This is a genomic window from Acinetobacter tibetensis (assembly GCF_023824315.1).
Lineage (GTDB): Bacteria > Pseudomonadota > Gammaproteobacteria > Pseudomonadales > Moraxellaceae > Acinetobacter > Acinetobacter tibetensis.
Genome location: NZ_CP098732.1, coordinates 1,497,970 through 1,516,635 on the forward strand (window position 1 = coordinate 1,497,970; position 18,666 = coordinate 1,516,635).

Annotated in this window: 15 protein-coding genes; 11 read left to right on the top strand and 4 right to left on the bottom strand. The window is 39.5% G+C overall.

The genetic code is table 11. The features are described from left to right. Window positions 1-56 precede the first annotated feature (56 nt). Window positions 57-509 carry a DedA family protein gene (locus M5E07_RS07305; protein WP_252223404.1) on the top strand — a complete coding sequence of 151 codons (453 nt, stop codon included), beginning with the start codon at window positions 57-59 and terminating at the stop codon, window positions 507-509. A 97-nt stretch (window positions 510-606) separates the two neighbouring features. Here M5E07_RS07305 and M5E07_RS07310 read toward each other — a convergent pair whose 3' ends face one another. Next, entirely contained in the window at window positions 607-2,133 is a 1,527-nt protein-coding gene (locus tag M5E07_RS07310) for an acetyl-CoA C-acetyltransferase (RefSeq protein WP_252223406.1), read from the bottom strand. Window positions 2,134-2,376: 243 nt separating this feature from the next. On the opposite strand from M5E07_RS07310, the gene M5E07_RS07315 reads away from it, so the two are divergent. The 4 genes from M5E07_RS07315 (at window position 2,377) to dnaX (ending at window position 8,539) form a co-directional block, all read left to right on the top strand. After that, complete coding sequence (locus M5E07_RS07315; protein ID WP_252223408.1) at window positions 2,377-3,768, top strand: 3-oxoacyl-ACP reductase; 1,392 nt, start codon at window positions 2,377-2,379, stop codon at window positions 3,766-3,768. A gap of 145 nt (window positions 3,769-3,913) precedes the next feature. Continuing rightward, window positions 3,914-4,768, top strand: coding sequence for a MaoC family dehydratase (locus M5E07_RS07320; RefSeq protein ID WP_252223410.1), 855 nt, complete (start codon window positions 3,914-3,916; stop codon window positions 4,766-4,768). An 88-nt stretch (window positions 4,769-4,856) separates the two neighbouring features. Next, the gene (locus M5E07_RS07325; RefSeq protein ID WP_252223412.1) at window positions 4,857-6,116 is read left to right on the top strand and encodes a serine hydrolase domain-containing protein; all 1,260 of its coding nucleotides are present in this window, start codon (window positions 4,857-4,859) and stop codon (window positions 6,114-6,116) included. A 320-nt stretch (window positions 6,117-6,436) separates the two neighbouring features. Further along, window positions 6,437-8,539 carry a DNA polymerase III subunit gamma/tau gene (gene dnaX, locus M5E07_RS07330; RefSeq protein WP_116760899.1) on the top strand — a complete coding sequence of 701 codons (2,103 nt, stop codon included), beginning with the start codon at window positions 6,437-6,439 and terminating at the stop codon, window positions 8,537-8,539. Window positions 8,540-8,542: 3 nt separating this feature from the next. On the opposite strand, the gene M5E07_RS07335 is transcribed toward dnaX, so the two are convergent. Together M5E07_RS07335 and M5E07_RS07340 are read right to left on the bottom strand one after the other, a co-directional pair. After that, entirely contained in the window at window positions 8,543-8,998 is a 456-nt protein-coding gene (locus tag M5E07_RS07335; RefSeq protein ID WP_165815698.1) for an acyl-CoA thioesterase, read from the bottom strand. Between the two features lie 29 nt (window positions 8,999-9,027). Continuing rightward, window positions 9,028-10,188 (bottom strand): iron-containing alcohol dehydrogenase, encoded by a 1,161-nt coding sequence (locus tag M5E07_RS07340; RefSeq protein WP_252223414.1) that lies wholly within the window; start codon window positions 10,186-10,188, stop codon window positions 9,028-9,030. 120 nt (window positions 10,189-10,308) lie between these two features. Between M5E07_RS07340 and M5E07_RS07345 the strand changes: the two genes are divergently transcribed. From M5E07_RS07345 to M5E07_RS07360, 4 genes are read left to right on the top strand one after another with little or no spacing between them, the layout of a single operon-like run. After that, a complete protein-coding gene (locus M5E07_RS07345; RefSeq protein WP_252223416.1) occupies window positions 10,309-10,818 on the top strand; it encodes a low molecular weight protein-tyrosine-phosphatase in 510 nt (169 codons plus the stop codon). A gap of 13 nt (window positions 10,819-10,831) precedes the next feature. Continuing rightward, window positions 10,832-11,866, top strand: coding sequence for a UDP-N-acetylmuramate dehydrogenase (gene murB, locus M5E07_RS07350; RefSeq protein ID WP_252223419.1), 1,035 nt, complete (start codon window positions 10,832-10,834; stop codon window positions 11,864-11,866). A 3-nt stretch (window positions 11,867-11,869) separates the two neighbouring features. Further along, on the top strand, window positions 11,870-12,991 hold the full coding sequence (locus M5E07_RS07355; RefSeq protein ID WP_252223421.1) for a YdcF family protein: 1,122 nt from the start codon (window positions 11,870-11,872) through the stop codon (window positions 12,989-12,991). Further along, window positions 12,991-14,034 carry an alpha/beta hydrolase gene (locus M5E07_RS07360; protein ID WP_252223423.1) on the top strand — a complete coding sequence of 348 codons (1,044 nt, stop codon included), beginning with the start codon at window positions 12,991-12,993 and terminating at the stop codon, window positions 14,032-14,034. Before M5E07_RS07355 ends, M5E07_RS07360 begins: the two co-directional genes overlap by 1 nt. A gap of 64 nt (window positions 14,035-14,098) precedes the next feature. Here the strand turns inward: M5E07_RS07360 and M5E07_RS07365 are convergent, their stop codons facing one another. After that, entirely contained in the window at window positions 14,099-15,769 is a 1,671-nt protein-coding gene (locus M5E07_RS07365) for an FMN-binding glutamate synthase family protein (RefSeq protein ID WP_252223425.1), read from the bottom strand. A 315-nt stretch (window positions 15,770-16,084) separates the two neighbouring features. Here M5E07_RS07365 and M5E07_RS07370 point away from each other — a divergent pair, with 315 nt between their 5' ends. After that, window positions 16,085-16,774, top strand: coding sequence for a response regulator (locus tag M5E07_RS07370; RefSeq protein ID WP_252223427.1), 690 nt, complete (start codon window positions 16,085-16,087; stop codon window positions 16,772-16,774). Further along, window positions 16,771-18,654 (top strand): sensor histidine kinase, encoded by a 1,884-nt coding sequence (locus M5E07_RS07375; protein WP_434087798.1) that lies wholly within the window; start codon window positions 16,771-16,773, stop codon window positions 18,652-18,654. Before M5E07_RS07370 ends, M5E07_RS07375 begins: the two co-directional genes overlap by 4 nt. Window positions 18,655-18,666: the final 12 nt, after the last annotated feature.

Genomic DNA, 18,666 nt, shown 5'->3' on the forward strand with positions numbered 1-18,666 from the left:
CTTAACAGTAAACTCATTACAAAATAAAGATATTGCATTATTTCGATTGTCTGACGATGGGTAAGTCTGCTGTGCTGGGTGGATTCATTAGTGATCAGTTGTATTACCAAATTGGGAAACGGTATGGATATGACTTTATTGACCAGCATCCCAAATTAAAACTGAGATTTCAAAAAGGCAGTGTGCTGATAGAAAACTATCCGATTTTAAGTATTTTATTGATGCGTTTTGCTTGGGGTTTAAGAACGATGCTTCCCATGATTATTGGGATTAAGCAATATCCAGTTTTGCGTTATATGGCAATCAATGTATTGGCTTGTTTTATTTGGGCATTTGTTATTGTAAGTGTTGGTTTACAAGTCTCGCATTGGTTGCATCAGTTCTGGCAAGGGGTAGTCCAACATGACAAATATTCAACCTTGATCATTGTCGCAGTGATTACCTGTATCTTATTGGTTCGTTTTCTCTTTTGGATGGTTTCATACCTTAGACAATCTAAAGATCATTGAGCTTGCTACAAACTAATATTGAAATTGAGAGTTAATTTAAGTCTCAGAGGAAAAAAAGCACCTCCGTAGAAGTGCTTTTTTAGAGGGGGTAAGTCAATTATTTTTCAACAATTGCCGTTACACCTTGACCACCCGCCGCACAAATCGAGATGAGTACGCGACCTGAACCTTTTTGGTTAAGAAGTTTTGCAGCAGTTGCTAAGATACGTCCACCTGTTGCAGCAAATGGGTGACCTGCTGCCAAAGAAGAGCCTTTAACATTAAGTTTGCTACGGTCAATTGAACCTAAAGGTGCAGCTAAGCCTAAGCGATCTTTACAGAATTGTGGATCTTCCCAAGCTTTTAAAGTTGAAAGCACTTGTGATGCAAAAGCTTCATGAATTTCGTAATAGTCAAAATCTTGCAGGGTTATACCAGCACGTTCAAGCATACGAGGAACTGCGTAAGCAGGGGCCATTAATAAGCCTTCTTTTGGTCCATTCTTGCCAATGAAGTCTACCGCAGCAGTTTCAGTAAAGGTTAAATAAGCCAGTACTTCATGACCATTTGCTTTTGCCCATTCTTCAGATGCAAGTAACACACAAGATGAGCCATCGGTTAATGGGGTAGAGTTACCCGCAGTCATGGTGCGTGCATCACCTTTACCAAAAGCAGGCTTAAGTTTAGCTAGTTTCTCAACTGTAGAATCAGCACGTAAGTTGTTGTCACGTTCTAAACCTAAAAATGGTGTGATCAGGTCATCAAAGAAACCTTCTTCATAAGCCTTTGCCATTTTTTGATGTGAAGAGGCTGCAAGTTCATCCTGTGCTTCACGCGAAATACCCCATTCTAATGCAGTAATCGCTTGATGGTCACCCATTGATAGACCAGTACGTGGTTCACCATTTTTAGGGGCATCCATCAAATCTTTTAGATTAATTTTGGTTAAGGCTTTTAAACGGTCTTTACCTGTTTTTGCGATATTAAGCTCAAGCAATGCCTTACGTAAACCATCACCAAAAGCAATTGGCGCATCTGAAGTGGTATCTACACCACCAGCGATACCCACTTCAATTTGTCCCAAGGCAATTTTATTCGCAACTTGGAAAGCTGCTTGTAAGCCTGTTCCACATGCTTGTTGCAAATCATAAGCAGGAGTTTCAGGTGCTAAAGCAGTATCTAGCACACACTCACGAGTCATATTAAAGTCACGGCTATGTTTTAACACTGCGCCCGCGACTACTTCACCTAGGCGCTGACCTTGAAGATTATAACGCTCAACAAGACCATTTAATGCTGCGGTAAACATATCCATGTTTGATGCTGTGAAATAAGCACCATTCGAACGAGCAAATGGAATACGGTTACCACCAATAATTGCAACGCGGCGAGGAGTATTTTGACTCATAATTTTTTCCTGTTGGACAGAAGTTTGAGTTGTAGATTCAGTTTTAGTTGTACTAGGTGCTGCTTTTTTGCGAGGCGAAGAAGTTGCACGTGTACGTGTTGTTTTAGTCGTTGGGGTTGCAGACATAGAAGCTGTGTCAGTTGTTTTGCGTGTACGAGTACGTGCTTTTGATGTATTTGACACAGTTTCTGCCACAGAATGATCGACTGCTGGATTATCTTGAGTTGTTTTGCTCATAAGGCTTTTCCAAGCATGTTACAGTATTCTTGAGGTGTACATTAACACAATACAGCATAGCTCGAATTGACTACAATGACATTGCAGAATACATTCAGGTCAAGTCATCACTAGATTAACTCAAGTATGATTCAACGGAAACTGATGGGTCTATTGAAATCTACGTCTTTGACATGATATTGAAGTTAAACAGTAGTTTAAAAGCCATCAAATAAATTTAATTCGTTTTGAGAGATAATAAACATGACTGACCAATACCAAGCATTCGCAAAATCTCCAATTGGTAAATTTGTCATTAAAAATTTAGGTTTGCCAGCACCCACTTTTTTAGATCGTTTTGACTCTGCGACGCCTGTTGTAAAAGGTGCAGTTTTGGTTGGTGCTGCACCCGCAGGTACATTATCTGGTGCAATTTCTCAGGTTTTGGCAAATATTCATGCCAACAGCTATGCAGGCAACAATGTAGAATTACAACAAGTTGCTGCAACCCAAGGTTTAAAACTGAATGCGTTTAACGATGGTGACCGTGAGTCGAAGTTCAAAGCCGTCGTTTTTGATGCGTCTGGTATTCAAAATTCTGAACAATTGAAAGAACTTTATAATTTCTTTAATCCTGTCGCCCGCCAAATCCTAGCTTCGGGTCGTGTCATTGTGGTCGGAACAACACCTGAAACGGCTAAAACAGTAAAGCAAGCCATTGCTCAGCGCGCTTTAGAAGGTTTTGTTAAATCTGTAGGCAAAGAATTTAAAAAAGGGATTGCAGCGCAATTGGTTTATGTAGATGAAGGTGCAGAAGCCAATTTAGAATCGACCTTACGTTTTGCTTTATCGCCACGTTCTGCTTATGTTTCAGGACAAGTCATTCGTGTGTCTAAAGCAGATGTGATTGATGTAGATTGGGTGAAACCACTTGCAGGCAAAACTGCTGTAGTCACAGGTGCGAGCCGTGGTATTGGTGAAGCAATTGCACATGTACTGTCACGTGATGGCGCGCATGTCATTTGTTTAGACGTACCACAACAGCAAGCTGACTTGGACCGTGTTGCGAGTGAAATTGGTGGTTCGACTTTAGCGATTGATATTACCGCAGCAGATGCAGGTCAGAAAATTAAAGAAGCTGCTGTAGCACAGGGCGGTGTTGATATTATTGTCCACAATGCAGGTATTACCCGTGACAAGACTTTGGCCAATATGAAGCCAGAACTTTGGGATTTGGTTATCAACATTAACTTGTCTGCGATTGAACGTGTTAATGATTATTTACTTGAACATGATGGTTTAAATGCTAATGGCCGTATTATCTGTGTATCTTCAATTTCAGGTATTGCAGGGAACTTAGGTCAAACGAACTACGCTGCATCGAAAGCAGGTGTTATTGGAGTGGTGAAATTTACTGCACCGATCTTAAAAAATGGTATAACCATTAATGCTGTTGCACCAGGTTTTATTGAAACACAAATGACAGCAGCAATTCCATTTGCCATCCGTGAAGCAGGCCGACGTATGAACTCGATGAGTCAAGGTGGTTTACCTGTTGATGTTGCAGAAACCATTGCTTTATTTGCTTCAACGGCTTCAACGGGCTTAAATGGTAACGTTGTTCGTGTTTGCGGACAAAGTTTATTGGGTGCTTAATCATAAAAATTTAGAATTTTCCCTCTTCTTTAAGGAGAGGGAAAACCAATAAAGGGAATGGAATTTTTCCTTCATCCCAACCTTCTCCTCGAAGGAGAAGAAGCTTTCAAAAAATATTGAAATAAAAACTTCATATAGGTTCAACATGAAAACGCGCCATTTTTCTCAGCTTCCGAAACCTTATTTGGCTTATCCCAAAGTCGTGCAGGGCCTCATCTTTAAAAAGCCCAAAGGCGAAAAAGTTCTTCCGCAAGTTGAATATGTGGTGGATTCTTTTAAGGTTGATCCAAAGCATTTGAAAGCGTATAACGCCGTGTGCGGATTTAAAAATAATGGTTATATTCCAGCGATTTATTTGGCTGTTTTGTCTCAAAGTTTACAAATGCATATGATGACGCAAGAGGCATTTCCTTTTGCGATTTTAGGTTTGGTACATATTCGTAACCAAGTTTCTCAAAGCCGTAAAATTGGTGTAAACGAAAGCTTATGCCTATCTTGTCAGTTTGGTGAATTAAAACCGCATGACAAAGGTGTGCAGTTTGACTTTATCACCACCGCAAAAGTGGGTAATGAAGTCGTGATGCAAGGGGTGACGACCTATCTTGCACGTCAAAAAACTGAAACTAAAGCGGCTACGAAGGCAAAAGAAGAAGCTCGCCCAAATTATGCATTGCAGGCAGAGTGGACAGTTTCAGAAAATACAGGTCGTCGTTATGCTTTAACTTCTGGTGATTTTAATTTAATTCACATTCATGCAATTACGGCAAAAGCATTTGGTTTTAAACAAGCGATTGCACATGGTATGTGGAGCAAAGCAAAAGCCTTAGCCAATTTAACTTTACCCGACAGCTATGAGGCTGATGTCTGGTTTAAATTACCTATGTATTTGCCTTCTAAAGTTGAGTTCCTCACTGCGCAAGTAGGTAAGGATATCGATTTTATGATTCAAAATAGTAAAAATAAAAAACCACATGTGACAGGTCATATTACCGCACGCTAATAGCGCTGAATAAAAAGCCCAAATTTTAAGGATTTGGGCTTTTTTACTTATGTATGTATCAATAATTAAAAAATTATAAGGATGTAAGATGAAAGAACTAAAAGCATATTTATCGGCGAATCCCAATCAATATCATGGTGATGTTGCTGAAAATTTTGAAGATTTGGCGAAACAGTTCAGTCGCTTACAGCATCCGCGAATGCATCAAGGTGGGGCTGCACTGTGTGTGTATTTTCAAGGACAAAAGGTCGTTGATATTTGTATCGGAAAAAAATCAGCGACAGAACAATGGGAAAAGAACACCTTGTCGGTCTGTTACTCAACAGGTAAAGGTGTTTTGGCAACGTTAGCTCATATTTTAGTGAGTCGCGGTTTACTGGATTATGATCAACCAATTGCAAAATATTGGCCTGAATTTGCACAAAATGGTAAATCCAATATTCGCTTGGCGGATATTCTAAGTCACCAAAGTGGCCTATTTGATATCCGCAATCTGGTTCAAGACGCAGCGCAAATGGCCGATTGGGAGTTTATGTTAGATCGGATTGCAGAGGCCAAACCGCGCTTTGCTGTAGGTGAAGATACAGCGTATCAGCCTTTAACTTTTGGCTGGTTAGTGGGCGGTGTTCTGGAAAAAGCCACAGGGCAAAGTTTATCTCATTTAATGCAACAATATTTGTTACAACCTCTTCATATACAAGATGCTTATTTCGGTGTGCCAACATCACAACTTGATCGGGTTGCACGACCATTCCCCACAGCGAACTCTAAAAGCTCAAGTTCTGATTCTTCGAAGATAAAAAATACAGCCAAGAAAACGACTTTAATGGATCGTGTTGCGACTTGGTCAGGTCAAAATCCGCAAGATTTCCAAGATGCTATGATTCCTAAAGGCATGAAGAACTTTAGTTTTTTCAGTGAACAAGGTTTACGAGCCGTAATTCCTGCTGCCAATGGAGTTTTCTCTGCTGAAAGTTTGGCAAAAATTTATGCCATGTTGGCTCAAGGTGGTTCATGGCAACAGCAACAGTTGATTAGGCCTGAAGTATTTCAACGTATGTCGCAGATTCAATATCAGCATCGTGACCGAATTATGCCTATCCCCATGCATTGGCGTTTAGGTTATCACCGCGTCCTGACTTTAGGTAAACAAGTTCCACAAGGTTTTGGACACATGGGTTTTAATGGCTCAGGTGCTTGGTGTGATCCACAGCGCCAATTAAGTTTTGCTTATACACATAATTTTGCAACGGCGTCCATCACAGGGGATTATCGTTTATGGGGCTTAACACAAGAAACATTACGCTGTGCTGATGCCATACTAAAGGGATGTAAGGGGTGGTTCTAAGATTTTTAGATTGGATAATAGAGACTTCACATACTTAAAATGCTAGGTGCGATGGACATTGTCTTTGGTTTAAGCATATTTGAAGGTGGTCAAATATGAAAAATCTACTCAAGTTACTTAAAGAAAATGTCTTTTTTTTGTGTAAAAGATCTGACTGGACAAGATCAAGTTGTATATAGATTTAAAGTGCACATTGACTGAATCTAAGGTTAACGTACCAACAACGTGTTTAATTTCCACAATCATCTACTCGCTTTGAGATTGTTCATTCACTCTTGCGCAAAAAAACAGTATGCTTAGACCTGTGAAAAGGAGCATACATGTATCAAGTACTTGCGCGTAAATATCGTCCCCGTAATTTTAATGAATTAGTGGGGCAAAACCATGTCTCGCGTGCACTGAGTAGTGCATTGGAACGTGGACGTTTACACCATGCGTATTTATTTACAGGTACGCGTGGCGTGGGTAAAACCACAATTGCACGTATTCTTGCGAAATGCTTAAACTGTGAGACAGGTGTAACAGCGACACCATGTGAAGTCTGTGCTACTTGTAAAGCGGTGAATGAAGGCCGTTTTATCGACCTGATTGAAATTGATGCAGCGTCACGAACCAAAGTCGAAGATACGCGAGAGCTTTTAGATAACGTACCGTATGCGCCAACTCAGGGACGTTATAAAGTATACTTGATTGACGAAGTACACATGCTCTCTACACATTCATTTAATGCTTTGCTTAAAACCTTAGAAGAACCACCTGAGCATGTGAAATTTCTATTTGCAACCACAGATCCGCAAAAGCTCCCAATTACGGTGATTTCGCGTTGCCTACAATTTACCTTGCGTCCTCTAGCGGTCGATGAAATTACTGAGCATTTGACAAAAATTCTTGAAAAAGAACAGATTCCAGCTCAACAAGATGCAATCTGGCAAATCGCTGAGTCTGCACAAGGCTCACTGCGTGATGCGCTCTCTTTAACTGACCAAGCGATTGCCTATGGTCAAGGTGCGATTCAGCATCAAGATGTAAAAGAGATGTTAGGCTTGATTGATCGTACTATTATTTATGATTTATTGATGGCGATTCATCAAAATCAGAAAGCGCGTGTGAGTCAATTGTTGCTGCAATTTAGACAGCAAGCTTTAGATGTTTCTCTGGTTTTGGATCAGTTGATTTCAACTTTGCATGAATTAGCATTGCTGCAATATTTGCCTGATTTGAGTTTGAAATATAGTGCAGAAATTAATCAAAAAATTTCTCAACTTTCCAAATTGATTGCAGATCAAGATTTACAACTTTATTACCAGATTGCGTGTAAAGGACGCGCGGATTTGCAGCTTGCGGTAACGCAAGAGCAAGGTTTTGAAATGTGTGTGCTACGTTTGTTAGCCTTTAGACCTTTGCAACCAAATGAAATCTTGGTTTCAACGCCTACTACACAAATTCAGTCGGCACCAATGTTGGCTACTGAACAAGCTGTCACAAATATCAATACTGTAGTTGTAGCTCCGCAAGATCAAATTCAAGCGATAGCGGAAGTTACACCACTTGTAGAAAACCTTGCTGTTGAGACAAATCTACAAGATGAGTCTGCATTACCAGAAATTCCAGAGCAGGTTGAAGAAACGGCCAATTTAACGAGTCATTCAGATCAAATCGTGTTTGACCCTGCCAGTGAAGAGGTCTTATTCGACCTTGATGAAGACACTGATACATCATACGAAGCTCCATCTGAAGCAAGTAGTGATGACTTCTTGTTTGAAGAAATTGCACCAATTGCCGTAGAAGAAAAAGTAGAACGTCCAGTCGAAGCATCTGTTGAAAATGAGTCATTATCAGCCGACTTAGGTTTTACCAGTGTAGACATAACTCAAGACACACTCTTTAATTTGGCGGTTGATGAAGTCGAAACAGATTCAGCGGTTCAGCCGATTATTGAGCAACCCGAGCCTGAAATAGAATCTCTGCTCACACCAACTGCTTCGAATACAGAAACTGCAAAGCTTATGCCGCAAGATATTTTGCGTGTACAAGAACAAGTTTTGGAAGGTGAGTGGACGCTCGGTAAGTGGGAGTTCTGGTTCAGACATAGTGAATTATCACCTGCGGTGCAAGAATTGGCACAACATGGTCTGATGACGGGTCAAATTGATGCTGAATCTGTGTTTCATATTCCAGAGCAATATCAGCAATTATTGGGTCAATCCCAACATGCTCTTGAACAGGCGCTAAAAAACCAGTGGCCGAATACCTTGTTTAAAATTGAGTATGGTGCAGTGACAGATACCACACCTTATCTTTTACAGCATCAACGAAAAGAACGAGCTTATCAGCGGGCAGAAGAGCTGTTACAAACAGAACCTGTCGTGCGTGATTTAATCCAAAGTTTTGATGCTGAATTACATAACATTCAATTGAAATAACGATTAAACAAATTTCTGGTCAGGCTCAACTTGCATAAAAGTGTGTAGAGCCTGACGCATGTTCATGGGAATCGGCGTACTTTTGCGCTGCTCTCGATCTACAAAAACATGAATAAATTGTCCCTGTGCCGCAGCTCTATTTTGATTGGCTTTAAAGATGGCCAAGTCATATTCCAAAGAACTGTTTCCCATACGTTTGATTGCCACACCGACTTCAATCACTTCGGGATAACAAAGCTCTTGTAAAAACTGACAAGATGAACTCACCACTAAGCCAATAATCGGTGAATGGTGTATATCAAAATGAGCTTTTTGAATCAGTAGCGCATTTGCTGCACTATCAAAAAAACTATAATAATTGACATTGTTTACATGCCCGTAAATATCATTATCTGACCAACGTGTTTGTATGGGAAAAATAAAAGGATAATTTTCTTTAAGTTTGGCTTGGGGTTTCATTTTTTGCATGTCCTTTGCTAAGTTATAAATTAAGCGTAAATCGCTTGGTAAATTTGTTCAGCATCATTCAGGCGCAGATCACGTGGATTATTTTGCAGTAGTCGGGTTTGTAACATAGCATCCTGTGCCAGTGCTGAAATGGCATTCTTTGGAACATTCAGTGCATTGAGCTTTAAAGTCAAACCACTTCGGTCTAAATGATTTTGCATATGATCGATAAATAAATCACATAAACCATCGGTGCAACCTTTGCTATAAGGGTCTATCCATGTCATCAGTTCAGCATATAAATGCTTGGCATTCGGCGCATTGAACTTCAAGACTTCAGTTAAAACCAAGGCATTACTGTGACCATGCGAAATGTGAAAATGTCCACCCAAAGGATAAGCCAGTGCATGTACGGCGCCTACTGGTGCATTAGCAAAAGCCTGACCTGCAAACATCGAACCATTCAGCATATTCTGCCGTGCTTGTAGATTCGAACCATCTTCTAGTACCAGTTTTAAATTTTGATTGAGTAGCCTTAATGCTTGTTTTGCCAACATATCGGCATATAGGTTTTTTTTAATTTTTGAAGTATATGCTTCGATGGCATGCACCATGGCGTCAATACCTGTTGCTGCCGTAATATGCGCGGGTAAATTTTGGGTAAAAGTCGCATCTAAAATGGCTACATCCGCATACAGTACGGGTGAAACAATGCCCATTTTAGTGGTTTCACCTGTAGTCACAATGGAAATTGGCGTGACTTCAGAGCCAGTACCCGCAGTTGTCGGAATTAAAATTAAGGGTAATCGAGGAGATTTTACGTTGTTGATCCCATAGAGTTCAGCCAATTTTTGCGACTGGTCTGGATGGGCTAAAATTGCAATGAGTTTTGCAACATCTAAAGAGCTACCTCCACCAAAGCCAATCACCGTATCAATTTTTTCTTGTTTTGCAAATTCTACTGCTGAATTGACAACGTGTTCGGGCGGATCAGCAATGACATCGGCATAAATCACATGTGCTAAAGATAGATGTTCTAAAATCTCTAAAATAGGGTGATGTAATTGTTGTTGAAGCATACCGTTATCTGTCACCAACAGCACTTTCTTACCACCTTGCTCAGTCAAGACTGTTGTGAGTTCTTGAATTGAGCCGAGACCAGAAATAATTCGGGAAACAGTTTGAAACTGAAAGTCATACATTGGCAATTCCTTCATGCTTTATCAATATTTACGTGTTTTTGTTATACAGTTTTAGTGGGATTCATCCTCCAAATAACTTAACATAAGACATTGCAAAATAAACGTTCTATTGAGGTGCTTATGTCATCGCAAACGCCCTACAAGGTGTTATGTGTCTGTCTTGGAAATATCTGCCGTTCACCCACAGCAGAAGTGGTATTTAGACATTACTGTGATGCACATCAACTGAATATTGAGGTCGATTCTGCTGGAACCAGCAATTATCATCCGAATAAGGCACCTGATTTAAGAAGCCAAAAACATGCCAAACATCGGGGGTATGATTTATCTGCTTTACGCGCACGTCAGCTTAAGATTCAAGACTTTGTTGAATTTGATCTGATTTTGGCAATGGATTATGAAAATTTAGAAGATATTCAAGACCTCATGCAGCAGGCTCAATTGGTTTTAGGGCAGCATATGCTTCGCGCAAAGATTGCCCTGATGAGTCAGCATGATCAAAAATTCCTTCAACAAGCTGTGCCAGACCCTTATTATGGTGGCGATGATGGATTTGAGCGTGTACTTGATCAATGTGAATCAAGTAGTTTGGCTTGGGTTCAGGTACTTCAACAACAGATGAAAGGCTAGTTCAGGTTTTAGCATGTATATTCAAAATAACGTTCAACTTAAGCCTTTTAACACCTTAAATTTGGGTTCGGTTGCATCACACTATGTAAAAATTGAAAATGAGCACATGTTGTTGCAAGCCTTGTCTTATGCAGAACAACAGCAGCTCAATGTTTTAATTTTATCAGGTGGGAGCAATATGCTTTTACCTGAGCATATTCACGCTTTGGTTATCCATATGGATATTCAAGGGATTGAAACGTTAAATGAAGATGATCAGACCAAGACGCTCGCCGTTGGTGCAGGTCAAGTATGGCATGATTTTGTGCTATGGACGACTGAACAGCATTTATATGGTCTGCAAAATTTAGCTTTAATCCCAGGTTTAGTTGGGGCATCACCTGTACAAAATATTGGTGCTTATGGTGTAGAAGTCGGTGAGTTTATTCAGGCTGTACGGGTTTATGACCGCGTAATACAGCAATTTACTGAAATTCTAGCTCCAGATTGTCAATTTGCTTATCGACACAGTATTTTTAAAGATGAACCTGAGCGTTATGTTATTACTCAAGTGATTTTTCAGCTTTTGAAACATGCAGATTTGAAGCTGAGCTATGGCGATTTAAAACAAGCCGTGGGCGAAGACTTGAGTGCAGAAAATCTACAAAATCAAGTCATTCAAATTCGTCAAAGTAAATTGCCAGACCCGAAAGAATATCCGAATGCGGGCAGTTTCTTTAAAAATCCTGTGATCTCTGCACAATGTTTTGACCAAATAAATACGAAATTCCCTCAATTGCCCCATTACCCTCAAGCAAATGGTCAGATTAAAATTGCTGCAGGCTGGTTAATTGATCAGGCGGGTTGGAAAGGTAAGCGTTTAGGCATGGTTGGTATGTTTGCAAAACAGGCATTGGTTTTGGTGAACTATGAAAATGCTACTTTGCTGGATGTGCAGGCGACTTATCGTGCAGTTCAGCAAGCTGTGTCGAATAAGTTCAATATCAACTTAGAACCAGAACCTGTTTTATTTAATGCAGTTGGTTTAATTCAATCACACGTGGAATAATGAATGGTTAAAACGCATTGGATGGTTCGTATTGTACAAATTGCAGCTTTGCTTTTTGTACTTTTGGGCTGCCTGATGATTTTCATCTATTCACCATTTTATTCAAAATTGGTGGTCAAAGCATTAAATACCTTTGTTCCTGTGGAAGTGAATGAAGTGGCTGCGAAAAGTCAAAAAATGGCAGCGCTGAGTGAAGCTGAGAATCTTGAACCAGGTTCTAATTTATGGATTGCACGTCAAGCGTATCTTAAATTGATGGAACAAGAAATTCAGCAAAACAATTCTGAAAATCTACCGCAAATTCAAGCACGTTACAAAGCCTTGCAAGATTTAATTAATAAAGAGCAGCAAGAACAACACGAAGAGGAAGAACGACCTCAAGTTCCGCTTTTGGCAGATCCTAAGCAAGCCGCATCAGCGCCTGAAGATCCAACACAAAATGTAAAAGATTTATTAGAGTTAGACAGCAAAGAAAATAAAGCCTTGATGGAAAAGTATCTGGATTTTCTACAGATACATGAAGTAAAACCTGTAGTTGAAAGTGTTGATGCACGGCAGATTGAAAAAGATATTGCCCAAATTAAAGAACAGAATGAAACACCGAAAGGGGCTTTATCACAACCTTATGCGATTGTGGTGTTAGGTGGTGGTTTAACTTTGGACAAAAATAGAAAAGATATAGTTGTGAATGACTATACAAAATTAAGACTAGAGAAAACTCTAGCGGTAGAAAAAGTATATAACTTACCGATTGTACTGAGTGGAGTAGAAGCTCCTTATATGCAGCGTTGGTTAAAAGAGCGTGGTGTCGATGCAAAACTATTAGAAAATAGAAGTATGAATACCTGTGAAAATTCACGCTTTAGCTCGCTATTATTACAAAAGAAAGGAGGAGCACCAACCGTGATTCTCATTACTGATCAATATCATATGCCTAGAACGCGCCGTTTATTTGCTTTAAATGGAATTGAGACTGTGCCTATTGAGGCACCAATGCCAACACAATTAACTGCTTGGCAGCCTAGCCAACAAAACTATGATCATAGCCGCCGCGCAAATTATGAAATGTTGGCGACCATTCGCGATATGTTATTCGGCTCAAGTGATTGCCGAGAGGTACCTTAATGCCTGAAATTCCATTTTTAAATCCAAGTATACTGAAACAATTAGATTTACCTGTACCTAATCGAGACACGACGCCACAGGTTTTAAGTCCATTAAATTTGAATCATGCATTTTCACCATCGGTTGAATTACAAGCTTATCGTAAGTTGTACGGCCTGCATCTGCTGGACTGTGAGCATTGGCAAGGTTTTGTGCAAATGCCTTTGTTTAAATTGCATGTGCAAGTGTTTCAACCTAAACCGAATACGGAAGGAAAGATTGTCATAAAAGGAACAGTATTCCTTTTGCATGGCTATTTAGAACACAGCGGAATTTATCAGCCAATTATCCGTGAACTGCTTGAACAAGGTTTTAGTGTACTTACATATGACCTCCCAGGTCATGGATTGAGTGATGGTTCGCCTGCGAGTATTCAAGATTTTGATCATTATCAGCGTGTTTTACATGCGGTATATCAATATGTGAAAAATGCTTCGCAGCTTCCTAAACCATGGTTAGGGATTGGACAAAGTACGGGTGGTGCAATCCTTATGCATCATTTACTTGAGTTTGCCGAGCGCCGTGAAAATCCATATGTAGAGCGTGTTCTATTATTGTCACCTTTAATTCGACCTGCTAAATCGGCTTGGTGGCACAACTCTGTCGGTTTGGGTATTATTCGTCGGATTAAGCGTCAAGTTCCGAGACATTTCCGTCGTAATAATCATAACCCTGAATTTTTAAGATTTGTTCGTTTAAAAGATCCTTTGCAACCTCGTATGATGGGTATGGACTGGATTTTGGCAATGTCGAAGTGGATGCAGCAGATGGAAGAGCGCCCCTCTTGTCGTATACCTGTCTGGTTGGCTCAAGGTGCATTAGACCAAACCGTAGACTGGCGTTATAACATTGAATTTATCCGTCGGAAATTTCGATTGCAAACCCTGTTGATGTTAGAAGAAGGGTCACATCAATTAATTAATGAACGGGCTGATATTCGTGCTGCTTTAACAGGTCTAATCCCTGCTTTTTTACATGCGCATAGCACAGGCGAGTATTATTAAAATTATTTTTGAAATTCATGCTTAAAATGGACTCGGTTAAAAGCTTAGCCAAGTCCATTTACAGTTAGAAATATTCTTTTTTTGCCATATTCCACATACGGAAATAAAAGTTTTCCTGATCTTTATTTTCGCAGTTTAGAAGTTCACCGTCTTTTAACCAAAAATGCAATTGAGCATAGTTTTTAATTTCACGGTCATTAATTCGTTGTGCTAAATGGTGGGCTTTAATATCTGAAGGGTGGCGTAGACCTGCCGCAGCAATCATTTCGGATAGGGCGTGTAGAGTATTTTTGTGAAAGTGAAAAACACGTTCACCTTTTGTAGGCACATGTATTGCCTTTTGGCGGTCTTGATCTTGCGTTGCAACACCGACGGGACACTGGTTGGTGTGACAACTCTGTGCTTGAATACAGCCAATTGCGAACATAAAACCACGTGCTGAGTTAACCCAATCGGCACCAATTGCCATTGTGCTTGCAATATCAAAAGCACTGATGATTTTCCCACTGGCGCCAATCTTGATCTGTTTTCTTAATCCAGCACCAACTAAGGTATTGTGTACGAATAGTACGCCTTCACGGAGCGGTGTTCCCATATGATTGATCAATTCAATCGGTGCAGCCCCAGTCCCACCTTCGGAACCATCGACTACAATAAAGTCAGGGAGTATTTGCGTATGCAGCATCGCTTTGACTATCCCCATAAACTGCCAAGGTTGACCGATACACAGTTTGAATCCTACGGGTTTTCCGCCAGAGAGTTCACGTAATTTTTGAATAAACTGTAGCATTTCAATAGGTGTATTGAAGGCTGAGTGCTTAGACGGAGAAATACAATCACGATCACGTGGAATACCACGGATTTGCGCAATTTCCGCAGAGATTTTATCTTTAGGGAGGATGCCGCCGTGTCCTGGTTTGGCACCTTGTGACAGCTTAATCTCAATCATTTTAATTTGGGGAAGAACCGCCTGCTGTGCAAACTTTACAGGATCGAAAGTACCATCTTCCGTGCGACACCCAAAGTATCCACTGCCCAGTTCCCAGACAATATCACCACCATATTCTAAGTGGTAAGGACTGAGACTACCTTCACCAGTATCGTGGTAAAAGTTGCCCAATTGTGCTCCTTTGTTTAATGCACGAATGGCATTAGCACTTAAACTACCAAAGCTCATGGCAGAAATATTCATGATAGAAGCATTATAGGGTTGAGTACATTGTGAACTCCCGATTTGAATGCGGAATGTAGAAGGGTCGGCAGGGGGACAAGGTTGAATGGAGTGCGTCATAAAGCGATAGTCTTGCTGATACACGTCGATGATGGAACCAAATGGTTTATCTGAATTTTCATTCTTGGCGCGTTGATAGACTAAGCTGCGTTGCATTCTTGAAAAAGGTAAAGCATCTTCATCGGATTCAATGAAATATTGTCGAATTTCTGGTCGGAACTCTTCAAATAAGAAGCGAAAATGTCCCATGATCGGGTAGTTTTTTAAAATTGAGTGCCGATTCTGTAATAAATCATATAAGCCGACAATGCTTAGGACAGTACTCACCAACCACAATACGTTGAGGGTCGTATCGGAGAGGAAATAATAAATATAATGAGGAGCATAATTGAGTCTAAACCAAGTGATGCTAAGTGTGATAAAAATAAAAGTGAACCAAACAGAATGACGCGAGAAAAAAGTGTTCAGTAATTTGTGGCGTACAATTTGTGCTGGATTCGGCATAGTTATAATTCATCCTTGTACCTGAAGTTTATTTCATTTCACAATGCCAAGATTTGATGATGAGTACAAGTAACTATTTGTGTTAGAAGTTCACTCATAAATCATTAAAAAAAGTCGAGTGGCTTACATAACAATCATGTTTATTTTCATTTAATTTATGCGAATAAGCAGTTTTTTTGTGTAAAAAGTAAGCGATGAGTGTATCTTAGGAGAATAGTATTAAATTGAAGGAGAAAGCTTTAATTTACCCAAATATAGGGATATGAGTCATCTTAAAAATTTGAGTATAGTACATACCAAAAAATGGGGTGTTACATGAGCAATGATGAAACAATGTTGCCAGTACCAGTAGTTATTCTGGAAGATGAACCAATTATACAGAACCGTCTAAGAAGAATTCTAACTGAACTGGGATATGAAAATGAGACATTACATTTTGTCTCTAATCTTAAAGAAGCATTTGAAAAAATAGAGGAAATTCCGGTCTCATTGGCTTTGGTAGACTTGGGTTTGCCAGATGGAAATGGCGTGGAGTTTATTGAGAAGTTACGCGAAAGAGATTCGAGCGCCTTAATTCTGGTTATTTCAGCATGGAGTACACAGTCAAGCTTATTCTCTGCCATTAAGGCAGGTGCAACGGGTTATGTGTTAAAAGAGCGTGATGACGCTGAAGTCTTGTTAGCGATCCGTAGTATTTTGCGTGGTGGTGCGCCAATTGACCCTTTTATTGCTCGTGAGATTTTGAACCAAATTGCGGTACAAGAAAACGCACATGATAAAAGTCAACAACAGGAAGCTTTACCATCCGATATGGAAGCATTGACCAATCGTGAAAAGGAAATTTTGGATTTGGTGGCGCAAGGTTTAAGTAATCGGGAAATCTCTGAACAATTATTTGTTTCGCGTTATACGGTAGAAAGTCATATTAAGCATATTTATCGGAAACTTTCTGTTTCAAAAAGGACGAAAGCTGTAAGTGCAGCGAGAACTTTAGGGATTATATGACCAAATTGATTCTGCGGATTTTTTGTATGTTTGCACTAGTTTGCATTCATATGCAGACTTACGCAGCATCATCTTATTATTCCATAGATGAGCATTGTACGATTCAAGTGCAACCGATTCAGTTTGTAAAAACAAATACGATTCATCATATTCCTACATCGGGTTGGAAAGAGGTAGAGTTACCTGATAACTGGGATATCCATGAGCCAAATTATAATGGTGGTGCGTGGTATAAAATACTTTGGAAACCTGATTGTTCTTCAGGAACACTTAGTGAATCTTTTGCATTTTCGATTGAATATATTAATTCTGCGGGTGCAGTTTATTTTAATCGTAACGTACTTTGGCGTGATAAAAATTTGGTTGAACCCTTATCGAAAAGCTGGAATATGCCTAGATATTGGGTATTAACACCATCTAGTTTTAAAACTGGAGAGAATGAGTTTTTAATTTATGTGAATGGTTATGCCTTTCAAAAAGCAGGACTTGGAGGGATTTCTTTCCATAATGTGCAAGCTGCTGATGATCAACATCGGCAACAGATTTGGAATAGGCGAACTTTATTTGAAATCAATATCATTATTTCATTGGTGCTAGGTCTATTATGTTTTTCGATATGGATTTTTAGGCGTTCAGAAACAACTTTTGCATGGTTCGCACTCAGTTGCATACTTTGGGTTCTATTTATTTCCAATATTCTAGTGACAGAAACTAAACCATTTCCTAATAATCTGATTTCTGCACAAGCCAATCTCAGTTTTTTTATTCTTTATATGGTGTGTTTCTGTACGTATCTGCTTCGATTTATTCGTATTGAGTTTCCTCGCTTAGAGCGCTGTATTTGGGGTATCACGTTTATTATATTAATTATTATTTTCTTTACACCACTACAATGGATCACCCCAGTTTTTATTAATATTTTTATTCTTTATATTTTATTATTTTTATCGACTTATTTTTATTTGGCTTATATTACAATTAAAACTAAGAAAAGAGAGTATATATTTTTATTGCTCTGTCTTACTGGTATTTTAATTTGTGCATTATTTGATAGCTTACTTCTAGGTTCAAATTTACATAAAAATATTAAACCACTTTCTCCTTATACATCACCAATCATTACGGTCTTTGTCGTGCTTATTTTAGGGGTGAAATTAGCCAGAAATACGCGCCGCGTAGAGAAGTTCAATGTAAGACTAGAAGAAAAAATGCATCAGGTCAGTCAAGATTTATATGCCAGTATGAATGAAAAACATAAGCTTGAACTGGAGAATGTTCGTTTACAGGAGAGAATTCATCTTTCGCATGATTTACATGATGGATTAGGTTCATCTTTGGTGCGCTCCATGATTATTGTGGATCAGGCGGAACACAATATGAGTAATCAGCAATTTTTATCTATTTTAAAGTTGTTGCGGGATGATTTAAGACAAATCATTGATAGTGGGTCAAGTCTTGGCTCACGAGTTCCTGAAAATCCAATTTTATGGGTAGCACCAGTTCGTCACCGTTTTAGCCAACTCATGGATGAATTGGACATCGAGTCTAAATGGTCTTTTCCACAAAATTGGGGCTATGTGCCGAATGCTTTGCAGTGTTTAACCCTTATTCGGGTTTTGGAAGAAAGTCTGACCAATATTGTGAAACATAGTCAGGCGAAACATGTCTTTGTTTCTATAATATTTCCGTATGAGCGCCAACTGATTTTAACCATTGAGGATGATGGTGTTGGTTTTGATGTGAAGAGCAATTTTCAAAATGGGATGAGCATTGGAATTCGAAGTATGAAAATGCGTTTAGAACGTGTAGGTGCTGAATTACAAGTCAGCTCTGAAAAGGGCAAAACGGTGGTTCAGGCATTTTTGGAAATTAGACAATAAAGATATTAAAAA